The following is a 15055-nucleotide window of genomic DNA, read 5'->3' on the forward strand; positions in this document are numbered from 1 at the left end:
GCCGTCACCGTGTCCGGCCGGTCAGCCAATCATGCTCCAGCACACCGAGTTCCGTCCGCGGCGGGTCACCGTAGCACCATTCCCGGCCGATGCGGTGCCAGTTGCCGCTGGCACGCAGCTTGCCCAGCAACGCGAGGGTGCCGTACTCGACGCGACGGGCGAACGCGTGTTCGGCGGGCGCGTACTCGCGCCGCCAGTGCTCGAAATAGCCGCGACGCGGGTCGACCAGGGCCAGCAGGGCCTTCGACACCGCGTCCGCGCCGACCCGGATCTCGGCGTCGGTGAACAGCCAGCCGGACACCTCGTACAGCAGGCGTAGGCACTGTTCGGCGGTGGCCGCCGAATCCGGCTCCAGCACACCGTAATCCACCAGCAGCTCGCGTAGATCCGCAGCGCGGTACTCCACGGCCGCGCGCACGCAGGACAGCTCGAATTCCACCGCGGCGTCGTTCATATGCTTGAACAGCCCGAAATCGAGGAATACCACCGCGCCGTCCGGTGCGAGCAGGATATTGCCCGGGTGCGGGTCACCGGTGAACCGATGCTCGCGGGCCATGGTCCCCATGTAGAAGCGGAACAGGACCTCCCCGACGCGATCTCGGTCGGCGGCGGGCAGCGCGCAGATCTCGTCGAATCCCAGCCCCTCGACCAGTTCGGTGACCAACACCCGCCCGGTGCACAGCTCGGTGACCACCTCCGGAATCCGGATGAACGGATGACCGCGGTACATCTCGCCGACCATCCGATGGTGTTCGGCCTCCGCGCGGTAGTCGGTCTCCTCGGCGAAATGCGTGGTGAGCTCGCGGAACATGGCATGCTCGGCCAGCGCCGGGGCCACCGTGCGCATCATGCGCATGACGAGCGCGAGATTCTTCAGGTCGGCGCGGATGGCCACGTCGACGCCCGGGTACTGCACCTTCACCGCGACGGCGCGGCCGTCGCGGAGCCGGGCCCGGTAGACCTGTCCGATCGAGGCCGCGCCGATGGGGTGCTCGTCGAAATCCGAGAAGATCTCGCCGATCGGACACCCGTGGTCACGCTCGATCACCGCACGCATGCGGGCGAAGGGCAGCTGGGGCGCTTGATCGTAGAGTGCGGCGAGCCGACGCCGAAACCGCTCGCGCTGGTGCGACGGGACGTTGGCGGCGTCGAGCGCGGCCAGCGGATCGAACATCGACAGCAGCTGTCCGGCCTTCATGGCCAGCCCCTTCATGCTGCCCAGCACGGTGACGATGTCCTCGGCGGCATCCGCCAGCGCGCGTTCGGTCCGGGCGAGGCGCTGCTCCTCGGTGCCGCGCATGGTCGCCAGGGTGACACCCGCGCCGCGAAAAGCCTGGTCCGCCACCAGCTTTCCCAGTTTCGCTCCGCGCACGAGCCGCGAGGTGGGTATCGGCTCGGTCATCTCACGACCTCTTCCCTCGGCCAGTGGCCCGAGATTAGCAGACGTCGACGTCGACTAATGCGGTGCGGGGTGGGCCGTCCACAGACCCGGGGCCAGTACCGCGCGCACGGTGTCGGTGTACGCGCGCCGACTCGGCTCCCCCTCCCCCTGCAGGGTGCGCATCACCGGCGGGATGGTCAGTGCCATCAGCATCCAGGCGACCTCGGTGGTGTCCACGTCGTCGCGGAACACCCCGGCGTCGACGGCGCGGGCCAGGAATCGCCCGACCGTGGCGGCCAGCATCCCGCCGAGCCCGATGATCCGGGTGTTGAGTTCCTCGTCGATACCGGGCAGTTCGAACAGCAGCGCCTGCATGAGCGCCGGATCGGATTCGGCGATCCGGCACATGCGCTCGACGGCGGTGGTCCAGGTCGCGGCGAGTTGTTCGAGGGTGATCTCGTCGCGGTCCAGGGCGGGTTCGAACACATCACCGGCGATCTCGGTGAGGATGCGATCCAGACCGTAGTCGACGACGTCGTCGAGGATCGCGCGCTTGCTGTCGAAGTAGCGGTAGAAGGTGCCGTAGCCGACGCCGATCTCGGCGGCGATATCCGCCGCGGAGGCCGCGGCGTACCCCTTGGTGGTGAATACGCGGTAGGCGGCGGCGATGAGTTCGCGGCGGCGGCGCTCGGCGTTCCGCTCGTCGCGCGGACGCCCGGGACCCCGTCCACGCTTGGCTGATTCGGTCATCCAGCACATCGTATGCGCCGCCCCACCGACCGCGGCCCCGCGTACCGCTGCACGCGACCCCCTTGTGCGATCGTCTGGGACAGTTTATTTTGATGACATCCACATCCGCTAATTACCACCTGGTGGTGGCGCTCTTGTGGATCTTCGACGGAGTGACGACAAAGGAGTCGCGTCATGATCGAACGACGGGTGGACGAACTATGACACCGGCAGTCGTGACCGGGGCCGCGAGCGGGATCGGCCGGGCGACCGCGCTGCGGCTCGCGAAACGTGGAATGACCGTGATCGTCGCCGATATCGATCGGCACGGCGGCAACGAAACGGTCGGGTTGGTGCGGGCGGCGGGCGGCCGGGCGGAGTTCCGCTACCTGGATATCGCCGACGCCGACGCCTGGGAGCTGTTCGCCGTCCGGGTGCGCCAGGACCACGGCGTGCCCGAACTGGTCGTCAACAATGCGGGAATCCTGATCTCCGGCGGCTTCCTGGAGCAGACCGGCGACGACTGGCGGCGCATGATCGCGGTCAACATGATGGGACCGCTGTGGGGTTCCCGGGTGTTCGTCCAGCAGATGGTGGACGCGGGTGTGCGCGGCGCGATCGTGAACGTGTGCTCGGTCGGCGCGTTCCTGCCGAACTCCCTGGCCCCCTCCTACGTCACCGCCAAGGCGGGCGCCTGGATGGGCACCCAGGCGTTGCGCACCGAATTCGCCGGACGCGGCATCCGGGTGAGCGCCGTCTGTCCCGGGCTGATCGACACCGGCCTGTCCGCCAACGGCACCCGCGCCGGAGCCGACGACCTCGGCACCGCCGAGTGGGCGGCGAAACTCGCCCGCGGACAACATCTGCTGGGCCGCTCACCGGATCGCGGCGCGGCGGCCGTCGAGCGCGCCGTGCGCTGGAACCTGTCGACCGTTCCGGTGGGCATCGAGGGCTGGGCGGGGTGGTATCTGTCGCGGTTGTCGCCGGGGCTGCTGCGCGGCCTGGCGCAACTGGTGCGGATGCCGTTGGCGGAGAGGGTCGTTCACCTCTCCGATCGGGTGCTGGGAGCGGCTCGATGAGCACCGCCGTGGTGACCGGCGCGGGCGCGGGTATCGGCCGGGAGACCGCGCGCCGCTTCGCGTCCAAGGGCTACCGCGTGGTGGTGGCCGATATCGACGAGGCCAGCGCGGGCGCGGTGGCCGAGGAGATCACCGCCGCGGGCGGGAGCGCGCGTCCCTACCGGCTGGACGCGTCGAGCGAATCGCAGTGGGACGACTGCGCCGCATGGGTGCGCGGCGAATACGGACCGGCGCGGCTGCTGGTCAACAACGCCGGGATCATGGACACCGGCGGCTTCACCGAGATGAGCGCCGCACAGTGGCAGCGCACCGTCGACGTGGACCTGATGAGCGTGATCTACGGATCGCGGGTGTTCGCGCGGCAGATGATCGACGCCGGAATCCGGGGACATATCGTCAATCTGTCCTCGGCGGCGGCCTTCCTGCCCGCCCGGTACGTCCCCGCCTACGCGACCGCCAAGGCCGCGGTGCTGATGGCGAGCCAATGCCTGCGGGTTGAGTTGCGCCCCAGGGGAATCGGCGTCACCGCGATCTGTCCGGGTGCCATCCGCACCGATCTCGTCGCCCACGGTGAACGCGCCGGACTCGATGCGGAACGGCAGGCCGCCTGGCGTGCGGAGGCCGGTCGGGTTCAGGGGCTGGCCTTCGCGGGCCCGGAGAAGGTCGCCCGCGTCATCGACACCGCGGTGCACCGGAATCGCGCGGTGGTGCCGGTGAACGTCGAGGCCTGGCTCGCCTACGCGGGGCTGCGCCTGTCCCCCGCCCTCATGCGGGGCATCGGCGGCGTCGGGTCCCTGGAGGTCGCCGATGCGCTGCTGCTCCGCCTGCGGCCGCTGCTCGATCGAATTGCGAAGTGAGACAACCATGAACGACACAGCACAGCCGCAGTACGAGGTCGCGGTGATCGGTGCGGGTCCCGGTGGGATAGCGGCCGGGGTGAAACTGCGCCGCGCGGGCATCGACGACTTCGTGGTGCTCGAACGCGCCGACGAGGTCGGCGGCAGCTGGCACGAGAACCACTATCCCGGTCTGGGAGTGGATATTCCGGCGCTGGCCTACCAGTACTCGTTCGCCCGCAAGGCCACCTGGAGCCGGGTGTTCCCGCTGGGCGATGAGGTCAAGCGCTACCACGTCGAGGTCGCCCACCGGTTCGGCGTCCACGAGCGGGTCCGATTCGGCGCGGAGGTACAGCGCGAGGAATGGGACGACGCGGCCGGGTACTGGGTGCTGCACCTCGCGGACGGCTCCACGGTCACGGCGCGTTTCGTCATCAGCGCGGTGGGCGCTTTCGTCCGTCCCAAGGCCGATGTCGGCATCGCGGGGGCGCGGTCGTTCCGGGGGAAGCTGCTGCGCCCGAGCAGCTGGGATCACGACTACGACCTGTCCGGCAAGCGAGTCGGCATCATCGGCACCGGTGCCAGTGCGGTGCAGATCATTCCGTCGATCGCCCCCGAGGTCGGGCGGCTGACCGTCTTCCAACGCACTCCGGTGTGGGCGCTGCCCAAACCCGATTTCCCGATTCCCGCCCCGCTGCGCCGGGTACTGGCGGTCCCGGGGGTGCAGCCGCTGCTGCACGGGACCGCGCTGGTGGCGGTCGATCTCGTCTTGCGCACCATCGTCGGCATGCCGGGCGCGGTGTCGCGACCGACCATGGATCGCTTCGACGCCACCTGCCAGGCCCTGTATCGCCGCTATCTGGCGCGCGTGATCACCGAGACCGCCACCAGGGACCGGCTGACCCCGAATTTCGGTCTGCTCGCCAAGCGGCCGACGCTGTCCAACAGCTACCTGCGGACCTACAACCGGGACAATGTCGCGCTGGTGACCGATCCGATCGAGAAGATCACCGCCACCGGCGTACGCACCGCCGACGGCAGCCTGCACCGGTTCGACGCGCTGATCATGGCGACCGGGTACGAGGTGTTCTCCGACCCGGAGACCTACCGACCCGGAACCGTGGTGGGCCGCAATGGGTTCGATCTGGCGAAGTTCTACGCCGAGCAGGGATTGCAGGCATACCAGAGCGTGTCGGTGCCCGGTCTGCCCAACCGTTGGACGCTCGTCGGCCCGTACTCGTGGACGGGCTCGGGCTGGCACGCCTTCGTGGAGATGACCGCCGATCACGCGGTCCGCGCCATCACCGAGACCCGCCGCCGCGACGCGGTCTGGTGTGAGGTGCGCAAGGAGGTCGCCGACGCCTATCACCGCACCATCCACCGCCGGGGCGCGCCGCTGCGCTACTACCTCGCCGAACTCAACGGGCATGTGCCGACCTACTACCGGAATTCGCAGGGTGACACCACCTATGTGCGGCCGTCGGGATTCTTCGCCGCACGGCGCGGCAATCGGCGCTTTCCGCTCGACGACTACCGCTACGGCACATGCGCACCGGCGGCGGTGTCGGCATGAGCGCGCCGGTCGCTGCCACCGTCCGGACGCCCGGCCGCGTCGAGGTCGAGTTCCGCGGCCGCGCCAGCCTCCGGCTGCGCATCGCGCACGCGCTGCTGCGGGCCACCCTGCGACCCGCCGTCGACGCGCTGAGTGTCCTCGCCGAGCGCACCCCGCTGCGCGGCGACCCGGCGTTCCGGATCGCCAATGCCGCCGACCTGGCGGCGTACCCGCTGCTGTCGGCGCGGTCGCTCGCGGTTCCGGCGCTGATCGGCTTCGCCCGCGACGGCATCCTCGATCCGATGTGGTCGCCGGTCAATCACGACTTCGCCGGAATGCCACCGACTCTCATCCAGGTCAGCGACAGCGAAGTGCTGCTGCCGGATGCGGAGGCGCTGGCTCGGCGCTGCGCCGAGGCCGGGGTGCCGCACACCCTGCAGATCTGGAACAACGCCATCCATGTCTTCCACGCGGGCGCGGATGTGCTGCCCGACGCTCGCGCCGCCATCGCCGACCTCGCCGACTTCGTGCGGCGGGCGCTCGATTCCGGCGCGGTCGCAGGCGACATCGACCGGACCACCGCGGCGTGACCGCGAACTACGACAAGCGAGAACGTATGCACTCCAGCACCATTCCCAGCTACGAAGTGCTCGTGGTCGGCGCGGGTTTCGGCGGTATCGGGGCCGGTACCGCGCTGCGTCGCCGCGGCATCGAGAACTTCCTCATCATCGACAAGTGGCCGACGGTCGGCGGCACCTGGAACGCCAACACCTATCCCGGTGTCGCCGTGGATGTTCCGTCCCCGATCTACAACTTCTCCTTTCAGCAGCGCTCCCGCTGGTCGCGATTCTTCGCCCCCGGTCACGAGATACAGCGCTACGCCGAGGAAGTGGTGGACCGGCAGGGGTTGCGGAACAAACTCCGGTTGAACTGCGGGGCCACCGCGGCCCGCTTCGACGAGGCCGCCGACCTGTGGCGGGTGACGACCACGGACGGTGACGAGATCACCGCCCGATTCCTGATCAGCGCCGTCGGCGTCCTGGAGCAGCCGAAACCGACGGAGATCGCGGGGATCGACGAGTACGCGGGCACACTCATGCATACCGCCCGCTGGGATCACTCCTACGACTACCGCGGTAAGCGGGTCGCCGTAATCGGCACCGGTGCGACCGCACTCCAGGTGATACCCGAGTTGGCGGCGCGGGTCGAGCGGCTGACGGTATTCCAGCGCACCGCCATCTGGGTCGCACCCAAACCCGATTTCCCGATGGGGACGGTGAGCAATCGGGTGCTCGACTTCCCGCCCGCGCAGCAGGCGGTGCGGCTGGTCGGGAACGCGGCCGTCAACGCCTTCCTCGGCATCGGGTTCGCGCTCTCCGGCCGTCCCCGCGCGACCTCCGCCGTCCTGGGGGCCGGTGAGGCGTTCCTGAAGGCGTATCTGTTCACGCAGATCCGCGACCGCGCGCTGCGGCGTTCCCTCACCCCGACCTATCGGCTCGGCTGCAAACGGCCCTCGATCTCGAACAGCTACCTCAGGACCTTCACCCGGCCGCACGTCGATCTCGTCACCACCCCGATCGAGCGTTTCGACGAGACCGGGATCGTCACCGCCGACGGCGCGCATCGGCAGTTCGACCTGGTGGTCACCGCCACCGGCTTCCGGGTCATGGACCGCGGGGCCACCCCGCCGTATCCGGTGTACGGCTGCGGCGGAACGGAATTGGGCGAGTTCTGGGATTCCCACAAGTACCAGGCGTATGAGGGAGTCTCGGTCCCCGGCTATCCGAATATGTTCCACATCTTCGGCCCCTACGGCTACGCGCCCGGTTCGGTCATCCCCCTGATCGAGGCCACCTCCGCGCACAGCGCACGGGTCATCGCCGAGGCCCTGCACCGCGGCGCGACCCGGGCGGAGATCCGCAGCGAACCCCACGACGAGTACTTCGCGCGCATGTACGCCCGCAACCGCAACACCTATCTGTTCCAGCAGGGTTGCGCGGAGTCGCGCACCTACTACATCAACTACCAGGGCGACGGACCGGCGTTCCGGGCCACCACGCAACTCGGAATGTACTGGAGCAACCGGCATTTCCCGCTCGACCACTACCGCTACACCGCTCGTCGGGACCTCACCCCGGACACCGGCGACGCGGCGCGGACCACCGCCGAGGCGCTGCCCGCCCATCCTTGATCAGGAAGAGACCTATGCCTGTCACCACGAGATTGCTTACCCAGTACCCGGCGGCGGAACCGGTCGACGATTCCGTCTTCGACACCGCCGCACTGGTTTTCACCGTCGATCGCACCATCGACGCACCGCTGCGGGCGGTGTGGACCGCGTTCGACGACGACCGCGCCTGGAGTTGGCTGCCGATCCCCCGCACCGGCGTGCGCTACGACTCACCGGCCCGCGGCGTCGGCGTGATACGTGAGATGGGTTCGGTATTCGACCCGCTGCGCGTGCTGTGGGTCGAGCGCGAACGCTTCTGGCGCTACGAGCCGCAACGCCGCATCACCTTCGGCGTGGTGAGCGGCACCTGGATGCAGTACCTGCTGGTGCGCCAGTACGCCGAGGACATGACCTTCGAGGATCTCGGCGGCGACCGCACCGCCGTGGCCTGGACCGTGGCGGTCACGCCCCGGCTGCCGCTGCGCTTCGCGACCTGGTTCCCGCCGCTGTGGCGACTGGCCTATCGCGTCGCGGGGGTGGGGCCGCTGTTCGAACGCCGAGTTCACGAGATCGCGAAGGGTGTCATGAGATGAGTACCGAGCAACCACAGTACGAAGTCGTCGTCATCGGCGCGGGCATCGGCGGCATCTGCGCCGGGGTGAAGCTACGGGAGATCGGGATCGACGACTTCCTCATCGTCGACCGGGTCGGTGGTCTCGGCGGCACCTGGTACACCCACGACTATCCCGACGCGGGCTGCGACATCCCGAGCACCACCTACCAGTTCTCCTTCGCCCGCAAACCCGACTGGGACCGGCTGTTCGCCAAACGCGACCAGATCCTCGAATACCTGGAGCAGGTCGCCGCCGATCACGATCTGCCCCGCCGCATGCGGTTCGGCACCGAGATCGTCCGCGAGGAATGGGACGACGCCAACCTGCTGTGGCGACTGTCCCTGGCGTCCGGCGAGGTGATCACGGCACGCTTCGTGATCAGCGCCGTGGGCGCGTACATCAATCCGAAGAAGAACCCGAACATCCCCGGGCTGGACAACTACACCGGCGTGTGGATGCACCCGTCGGAGTGGAACAACGACTACGACTTCACCGGCAAGCGCGTGGCCGTCATCGGCGTGGGCGCGAGCACCATGCAGATCGCCCCGCGACTGGCACCACTGGTGGAACGACTCGACATCTACCAGCGCACACCCCAGGTCTATCTGCCCAAGCCGGATTTCGTGCTGCGTCCGTGGATGCAACGCGTCCTCGCGCTGCCCGGCGGCTCCGCCGTGGCCAACGGCATCGCGCAGGTCGTGATCGACTCCCTGTTGCGCGTGGCGGTATTCACGCCCGCGCCGCTGTGGCGGCTCGGCGCTCGCCTGGTCGACTTCGCCGGACGTCGTGCCTACGCGGGGTGGGTGCGAATCAAGGTGAAGGACAAGACGATCCGCCGACAGCTGCGACCCGGGTTCGGCATCGTCTGCATTCGCGGCGGTCTGGGCGGCGACTACCTCCCCACGCTGAACCGGCCGAATGTCGAGCTGATCACCAGCGGCATCGCGGCCGTCGAGCCCGCCGCCATCCGCACCGTCGACGGGGTCGAGCGGGAGATCGACGCCCTGGTGCTGGCGACCGGTTACGAGGTGTTCTCCGATCCGGAGAGCTACCGGCCCGGCACCGTCATCGGCCGGGACGGCTTCGACCTGGGCGTCTTCTACAACACCGAGGAACTCAAGGCGTACTACAGCACGTCGGTCGCCGGAATCCCGAACCGATTCATCATGATCGGGCCCTACTCCTGGACCGGCACCGCCTTCCACTACTTCGTGGAGAATTCCATGCGCCATATCGCCGCGGTCATCGACGAGACCCGTCGCCGGGGCGCCACGGCGGTCGAGGTGCGCGCCGAGGCCCAGGAGCGGTTCCATCAGGACATGCTGCGCAGTGGCCGTAATCTGGCCTACTACCTGGAGAACCGCTGTGCAGGCTCCAACAGCTACTTCGTCAACTCCCAGGGCAGATCCCCCTATATCCGGCCCTGGTCACTGTGGAAGACCTACCGCAGGGCCACCCGCTTCGACCGCGACGATTACGCCTACCGCTATCTCGCCGCGGTCGAACCACCGGTGGACCGGCCCGACGCGGTGCTGGCTCGGGACTGACCCCCGCCCGGTGCGGGCGGATTCGTGAGCTTCGCCCGTGATGTCCGGTCGGTGGCCTACGATGACCCGATTGTGACCCCGACCAGCGACAGCGGACCGGGCGCGCTACGCGTGCTGGCCGTCGACGATGAGCAACCGGCCCTGGATGAGCTGGTCTATCTGCTGCGCGCCCAGCCGGATGTGGGCGAGATCCATCGGGCGGGCGATGCCACCACGGCGCTGCGGCTGCTGCGTGCGCATCCGGTGGACGCGGTCTTCCTCGACATCAATATGCCCGGACTGGACGGGATGGAGTTGGCGGGCATCCTGTCGGCCTTCGCCGACCCGCCCGCGGTGGTGTTCGTGACCGCGCACGACGACCGCGCGGTGGCCGCGTTCGATATCGGGGCGACGGACTACCTGCTCAAACCGCTGCGGGAGGCGCGGCTCGGCGAGGCGGTGCGTCGTATCGCGGCCGCGCGGGCGGATCGGCCCACGCACGCCGATCCGGACGAGGTGCTGCCGGTGGAACTCGGCGGGGTCACCCGGCTGGTGGAGCGGTCCACCGTGAGCTGGGTGGAGGCCGAGGGCGACTATGCGCGGCTGCACACCGCCAGCGGATCGCATCTGATCCGGATTCCGCTCTCGGAACTCGAAGCACGCTGGCGGGAAGCCGGTTTCGTACGGATTCACCGCTCGTATCTGATCGCGCTGCGCATGGTGACCGGCCTGCGCACGGTCGGCACCGGCACCGTGGTGTGCCTGCGCGCGGAGGGTTCCGCCCCGGCCGTGGAGCTGCCGGTGAGCCGCCGCCAGGTGCGCGATCTCAAGCAGCGGCTCATCCGCCCGCGAAAGCCCGCCCGATGACCGGCCCGCAGCGGCCGGTGCGGCAGCGGGTGGTGCTGGCGCAGCGGCGCGGGGCACGCATGGTGCGAACGCGGGTGGAGGTGGCCGAGCAGACCGAGATCGGTGCGGCCATGATCGACGGGCTGATTCGGGCGCAGTTCGGGCTCGCGGTGCGGACGGGCCTGGTCGTGGTCGCGGTGCTGGGCGCGCTGCCCGTGCTGTTCGCCCTCGGCGTGGGGTCGACCGTGGTGCTGGGCATCCGGCTGCCGTGGCTGCTGCTGGGTGTGCTGTCCACTCCGCTGCTGTACGCGGCGGGCCGGGTGTATCTGCGGCTGGCCGATCGCAATGATCAGGACTTCGCCGAACTGGCCGAGGACTGAGGGTGGACACCGCCCCGGCCTCCGGGCTCACCCTCGCGGCACTGGTGCTGGTGGCGGTCGCCACCGTCGCCATCGGCGCGCTCGGCGTCCGGCTGGCCCGCACCACCTCCGACTTCCTGGTCGCCTCGCGCGGTGTGGGATCACGGCTCAACGCCGCCGCCATCTCCGGTGAATACCTGTCCGCCGCATCATTTCTCGGCGTCGCGGGACTGATCGCCAAATTCGGGGCCGATGCCCTGTGGTATCCGGTGGGATTCACCGCCGGATATCTGGGGCTGCTGCTGTTCGTGGCCGCGCCGCTGCGCCGCTCCGGCTCCTACACGGTGCCCGACTTCGCCGAGTTCCGGCTCGGCTCACTGCGCCTGCGACGGTTGGCGGCGCTGATCGTGGTGCTGGTGTGCGCGCTCTATCTGATTCCCCAATTCCAGGGCGCGGGACTGACGCTGCGCATCCTGCTCGGCGTGCCGGGATGGGTGGGCGCGGCCGCGGTCGGCGTGATCGTCATCGCCAATGTGACCGCGGGCGGGATGCGCTCGATCACCTTCGTCCAGGCGTTCCAGTACTGGCTCAAACTCACCGCGGTAGCCCTGCCCGCGCTGGTCCTGCTGGTGCACTTCCTCGGCGACCACCGCGAATTCGGCACGCCCGCACCGCCCACGGTCAGCCAGCGCACCACCGTGGACGTCACCACGGCGGTCACCGTGCGCATGCCCACCGACGCACCGCAGGTGACCTCGATCCAGGGCACCCTGGACGGGCGCGCCGTGCACGGCCTGGTCACCCTCACCCCGGGTGAACACATCCTCGGCGCGGACACCACGGTCGTGCTCGAGCCCGGCGACACCGTGCCGGTCGTGGTCGGCGCACCCGCCGACGGTGCGGACTGGGTGCGGGCGGGCGGCGGCTTCGGCGGGCCGCATCCGCTGTACGCGGTGTACTCGCTGATCATCGCGCTGTTCCTGGGGGCCATGGGATTACCGCACGTACTGGTGCGCTTCTACACCAATCCCGACGGTCGCGCCGCCCGCGCCACCGCGCTCGCCGTCATCGCCCTGGTCGGCGTGTTCTATCTGTTCCCGGTGCTGCTCGGCGCGCTGGCACGGCTGTACGTGCCGCAACTGCTGCTCACCGGCACCTCCGACGCGGCGGTGCTGCTGCTGCCCGGCGCGGTGCTGTCCGGACTGCCCGGAAAGCTGTTGGCCGCCTTGGCCGCCGCCGGCGCGGTGGCGGCCTTCCTGTCGACGTCGTCCGGGCTGCTGGTGAGTATCGCGGGCGTGCTCAGCACCGATGTGCTGCGCGGGCGCATCCGGGATTTCCGGGTGGCCGCGCTCATCGGCGGTGCGGTGCCGCTGGGCCTGTCGTTCGGTGTCGCGACCCTCGATGTCTCCCGCACCGTGGGCCTGGCCTTCTCCCTGGCGGCGTCGACGCTGTGCCCGCTGCTGGTGCTGGGCATCTGGTGGCGCGGACTCACCGCGACGGGCGCGGCGGCCGGACTGGTCGTCGGCGGGCTCACCGCGGGCGGCGCGACCGCGGTCTCGGTGCTGGGCGGGATCAGCGACACCGCGGCGAACGGCTGGCCCGCCGCCATCCTGGGATATCCGGCGGCCGTGAGCGTTCCGCTCGCCTTCCTCACGATGATGCTGGGCAGCAGGCTGACTCGCGGCCAGTCGGCGCGCGAGGTGGCCCGCATCTTCGTCCGCATGCACGCTCCCGAACGCCTCGGCATGGGCGCGGACCGCGAGCGCGGCCTGCACTCGGCATGATCGCCGCGCGCCGCTGAGCGGCCCGCGGCGGCGACCGTTCGTCGTGACGCAGCGACCGCTCACCGCACGATCGCGCGGGTTCACCGAGTGACCCAGGCCACACCGTGTTCCAGCCCCCGACCGCTCGTTACGGTTCTGGCGAAGTAAGCCACATCACACGCTAGGACTCTCCCATGAGCAGTACCGATCTCGACGACGGCACGCGGCCCGGCCGCGTACCCACCGCCGAGGACTTCGTCGCCGCCCAGGCCAGCCCCGAATTCCAGGAGCTGCGAACTCGACTGCGGCGCTATGTCTTTCCCATGACGGCGCTGTTCCTCGCCTGGTACCTGATGTACGTGCTGCTGGGCGCGTACGCACACGACTTCATGGCCACCGAGGTGTTCGGCAATGTCAATCTCGGTCTGCTGCTCGGCCTCGGCCAGTTCGTGTCGACCTTCCTGATCACCGGCCTGTACGTGCGGTTCGCCAACCGCGAACTCGACCCGCGCGCCGCCGCCATCCGCAACGAACTCGAGGGAGGCCCGGCGTGACCAGCTATTTCGCCGCCACGACGGTCGGCAATCCGGCCGCCAATATCGCGATCTTCGGCCTGTTCGTGGCCGTGACCATGGTCGTGGTGATCCGCGCCAGCCGCAACAATGCCAGCGCCGCCGACTATTTCACCGGCGGCCGCGGCTTCTCCGGCCCGCAGAACGGCATCGCCATCGCCGGTGACTATCTGTCGGCGGCCAGCTTCCTCGGTATCGCGGGCGCCATCGCCGTCTACGGCTACGACGGCTTCCTCTACTCCATCGGATTCCTGGTGGCGTGGCTGGTCGCCCTGCTGCTGGTGGCCGAAATGCTCAGGAACACCGGCAAATTCACCATGGCCGACGTGTTGAGCTTCCGGCTCAAGCAGGGGCCGGTACGCACCGCCGCGGCGCTGACCACCCTGACCGTGTCGCTGTTCTACCTGCTGGCGCAGATGGCCGGCGCGGGTGGCCTGGTGGCGCTGCTGCTGGATGTCACCTCCGAGGCGGGCCAGGCCCTGGTGATCGCCGTGGTCGGCATTCTCATGATCGTGTACGTGCTGGTCGGCGGCATGAAGGGCACCACCTGGGTGCAGATCATCAAGGCGGTGCTGCTCATCACCGGTGCGGCGTTCATGACCGTGCTGGTGTTCGCCAAGTTCGGCTTCAACCTCTCCGAGATCCTGGGTTCCGCGCAGCGCACCGTCTCCGAATCCACCAATGCGGGTGTGGCGGCGCGCGATGTGCTCGCCCCGGGCGCGCAGTACGGCGGCAGCGAGCTGTCCAAGCTGAACTTCCTGTCGCTGGGTCTGGCGCTGGTGCTGGGCACCGCCGGTCTGCCGCATGTGCTCATGCGCTTCTACACGGTGCCGACCGCCAAGGAGGCGCGGCGCTCGGTGGTCTGGGCTATCGCCCTGATCGGCGCGTTCTACCTGTTCACCCTGGTCCTCGGCTACGGCGCGGCGGCGATCGTCGGCCCGGACAAGATACTCGGCGCGGCGGGCGGTCAGAACTCGGCGGCCCCGCTGCTCGCCTTCGAACTCGGCGGCGTGCTGCTGCTGGGCATCATCTCCGCGGTCGCCTTCGCCACCATTCTGGCGGTGGTCGCGGGCCTGACCATCACCGCGTCCGCGTCCTTCGCCCACGACATCTACGCCGGTGTCATCAAGCGCGGCAATGTCGATGAGACGAAACAGGTTCGGGTATCGCGGATCACGGCGGTGATCATCGGTCTGCTCGCCATCGGGCTCGGCATTCTCGCCAACGGTCAGAACATCGCATTCCTGGTGGCGCTGGCCTTCGCGGTGGCGGCCTCGGCGAATCTGCCGACCATCCTGTACTCGCTGTTCTGGAAGCGCTTCAACACCACCGGCGCGCTGTGGAGCATGTACGGCGGCCTGCTCTCCACCATCGTGCTGATCGTGTTCTCCCCCGCCGTCTCCGGCTCCAAGTCGGCCATGCTGCCGTCGATGAGCTTCGACTGGTTCCCGCTGTCCAACCCGGGCATCGTGTCGATCCCGCTCGCCTTCGCGCTCGGCATCGTCGGCACCTTCGTGGGCCGCGACAAGGAGGATCCGGTCAAGGCCGCCGAAATGGAGGTGCGCTCGCTCACCGGTGTCGGCGCCGAGAAGGCCGTCGTGCACTGACCGCCCCTCCCCGGGCTCGCT

General features: G+C 69.2%; 14 protein-coding genes. 12 read left to right on the forward strand and 2 right to left on the reverse strand.

Features of this window, described 5'->3' with window-relative positions; all coding sequences use genetic code 11:
* Positions 1-4: 4 nt before the first annotated feature.
* Both FOH10_RS19175 and FOH10_RS19180 read right to left on the reverse strand, forming a co-directional pair.
* On the reverse strand, positions 5-1402 hold the full coding sequence (locus tag FOH10_RS19175) for an ABC1 kinase family protein (RefSeq protein WP_143981780.1): 1398 nt from the start codon (positions 1400-1402) through the stop codon (positions 5-7).
* A gap of 54 nt (positions 1403-1456) precedes the next feature.
* Positions 1457-2131: a TetR/AcrR family transcriptional regulator gene (locus FOH10_RS19180; protein ID WP_186000532.1), complete on the reverse strand. Its 675-nt coding sequence runs from the start codon at positions 2129-2131 to the stop codon at positions 1457-1459.
* A gap of 200 nt (positions 2132-2331) precedes the next feature.
* On the opposite strand from FOH10_RS19180, the gene FOH10_RS19185 reads away from it, so the two are divergent.
* The 12 genes from FOH10_RS19185 to FOH10_RS19240 all read left to right on the forward strand — a co-directional run bounded on the left by FOH10_RS19185 (position 2332) and on the right by FOH10_RS19240 (position 15034).
* Complete coding sequence (locus FOH10_RS19185) at positions 2332-3189, forward strand: SDR family NAD(P)-dependent oxidoreductase (protein ID WP_143981782.1); 858 nt, start codon at positions 2332-2334, stop codon at positions 3187-3189.
* Positions 3186-4046, forward strand: a complete 861-nt coding sequence (locus FOH10_RS19190) for an SDR family NAD(P)-dependent oxidoreductase (protein ID WP_143981783.1) — start codon at positions 3186-3188, stop codon at positions 4044-4046. Before FOH10_RS19185 ends, FOH10_RS19190 begins: the two co-directional genes overlap by 4 nt.
* Positions 4047-4053: 7 nt before the next feature.
* The gene (locus FOH10_RS19195) at positions 4054-5598 is read left to right on the forward strand and encodes a flavin-containing monooxygenase (RefSeq protein WP_143981784.1); all 1545 of its coding nucleotides are present in this window, start codon (positions 4054-4056) and stop codon (positions 5596-5598) included.
* Positions 5595-6167, forward strand: a complete 573-nt coding sequence (locus FOH10_RS19200; protein ID WP_143981785.1) for an alpha/beta hydrolase — start codon at positions 5595-5597, stop codon at positions 6165-6167. The genes FOH10_RS19195 and FOH10_RS19200 overlap by 4 nt, the downstream gene beginning before the upstream one ends.
* Before the next feature lie 26 nt (positions 6168-6193).
* A complete protein-coding gene (locus tag FOH10_RS19205) occupies positions 6194-7768 on the forward strand; it encodes a flavin-containing monooxygenase (RefSeq protein ID WP_143984193.1) in 1575 nt (524 codons plus the stop codon).
* Positions 7769-7782: 14 nt separating this feature from the next.
* Entirely contained in the window at positions 7783-8340 is a 558-nt protein-coding gene (locus FOH10_RS19210; RefSeq protein ID WP_143981786.1) for an SRPBCC family protein, read from the forward strand.
* Positions 8337-9908: a flavin-containing monooxygenase gene (locus tag FOH10_RS19215; RefSeq protein WP_143981787.1), complete on the forward strand. Its 1572-nt coding sequence runs from the start codon at positions 8337-8339 to the stop codon at positions 9906-9908. The genes FOH10_RS19210 and FOH10_RS19215 overlap by 4 nt, the downstream gene beginning before the upstream one ends.
* Before the next feature lie 72 nt (positions 9909-9980).
* The gene (locus FOH10_RS19220; protein WP_143981788.1) at positions 9981-10754 is read left to right on the forward strand and encodes a LytR/AlgR family response regulator transcription factor; all 774 of its coding nucleotides are present in this window, start codon (positions 9981-9983) and stop codon (positions 10752-10754) included.
* On the forward strand, positions 10751-11113 hold the full coding sequence (locus tag FOH10_RS19225) for a hypothetical protein (protein WP_029924004.1): 363 nt from the start codon (positions 10751-10753) through the stop codon (positions 11111-11113). Before FOH10_RS19220 ends, FOH10_RS19225 begins: the two co-directional genes overlap by 4 nt.
* Positions 11114-11115: 2 nt before the next feature.
* Positions 11116-12876, forward strand: coding sequence for a sodium/solute symporter (locus FOH10_RS19230; RefSeq protein WP_143981789.1), 1761 nt, complete (start codon positions 11116-11118; stop codon positions 12874-12876).
* A gap of 173 nt (positions 12877-13049) precedes the next feature.
* A complete protein-coding gene (locus FOH10_RS19235) occupies positions 13050-13409 on the forward strand; it encodes a DUF485 domain-containing protein (RefSeq protein WP_029924006.1) in 360 nt (119 codons plus the stop codon).
* Positions 13406-15034 (forward strand): solute symporter family protein, encoded by a 1629-nt coding sequence (locus FOH10_RS19240; protein WP_143981790.1) that lies wholly within the window; start codon positions 13406-13408, stop codon positions 15032-15034. Before FOH10_RS19235 ends, FOH10_RS19240 begins: the two co-directional genes overlap by 4 nt.
* Positions 15035-15055 lie beyond the last annotated feature (21 nt).

This window comes from Nocardia otitidiscaviarum (assembly GCF_007362295.1).
Lineage (GTDB): Bacteria > Actinomycetota > Actinomycetes > Mycobacteriales > Mycobacteriaceae > Nocardia > Nocardia otitidiscaviarum.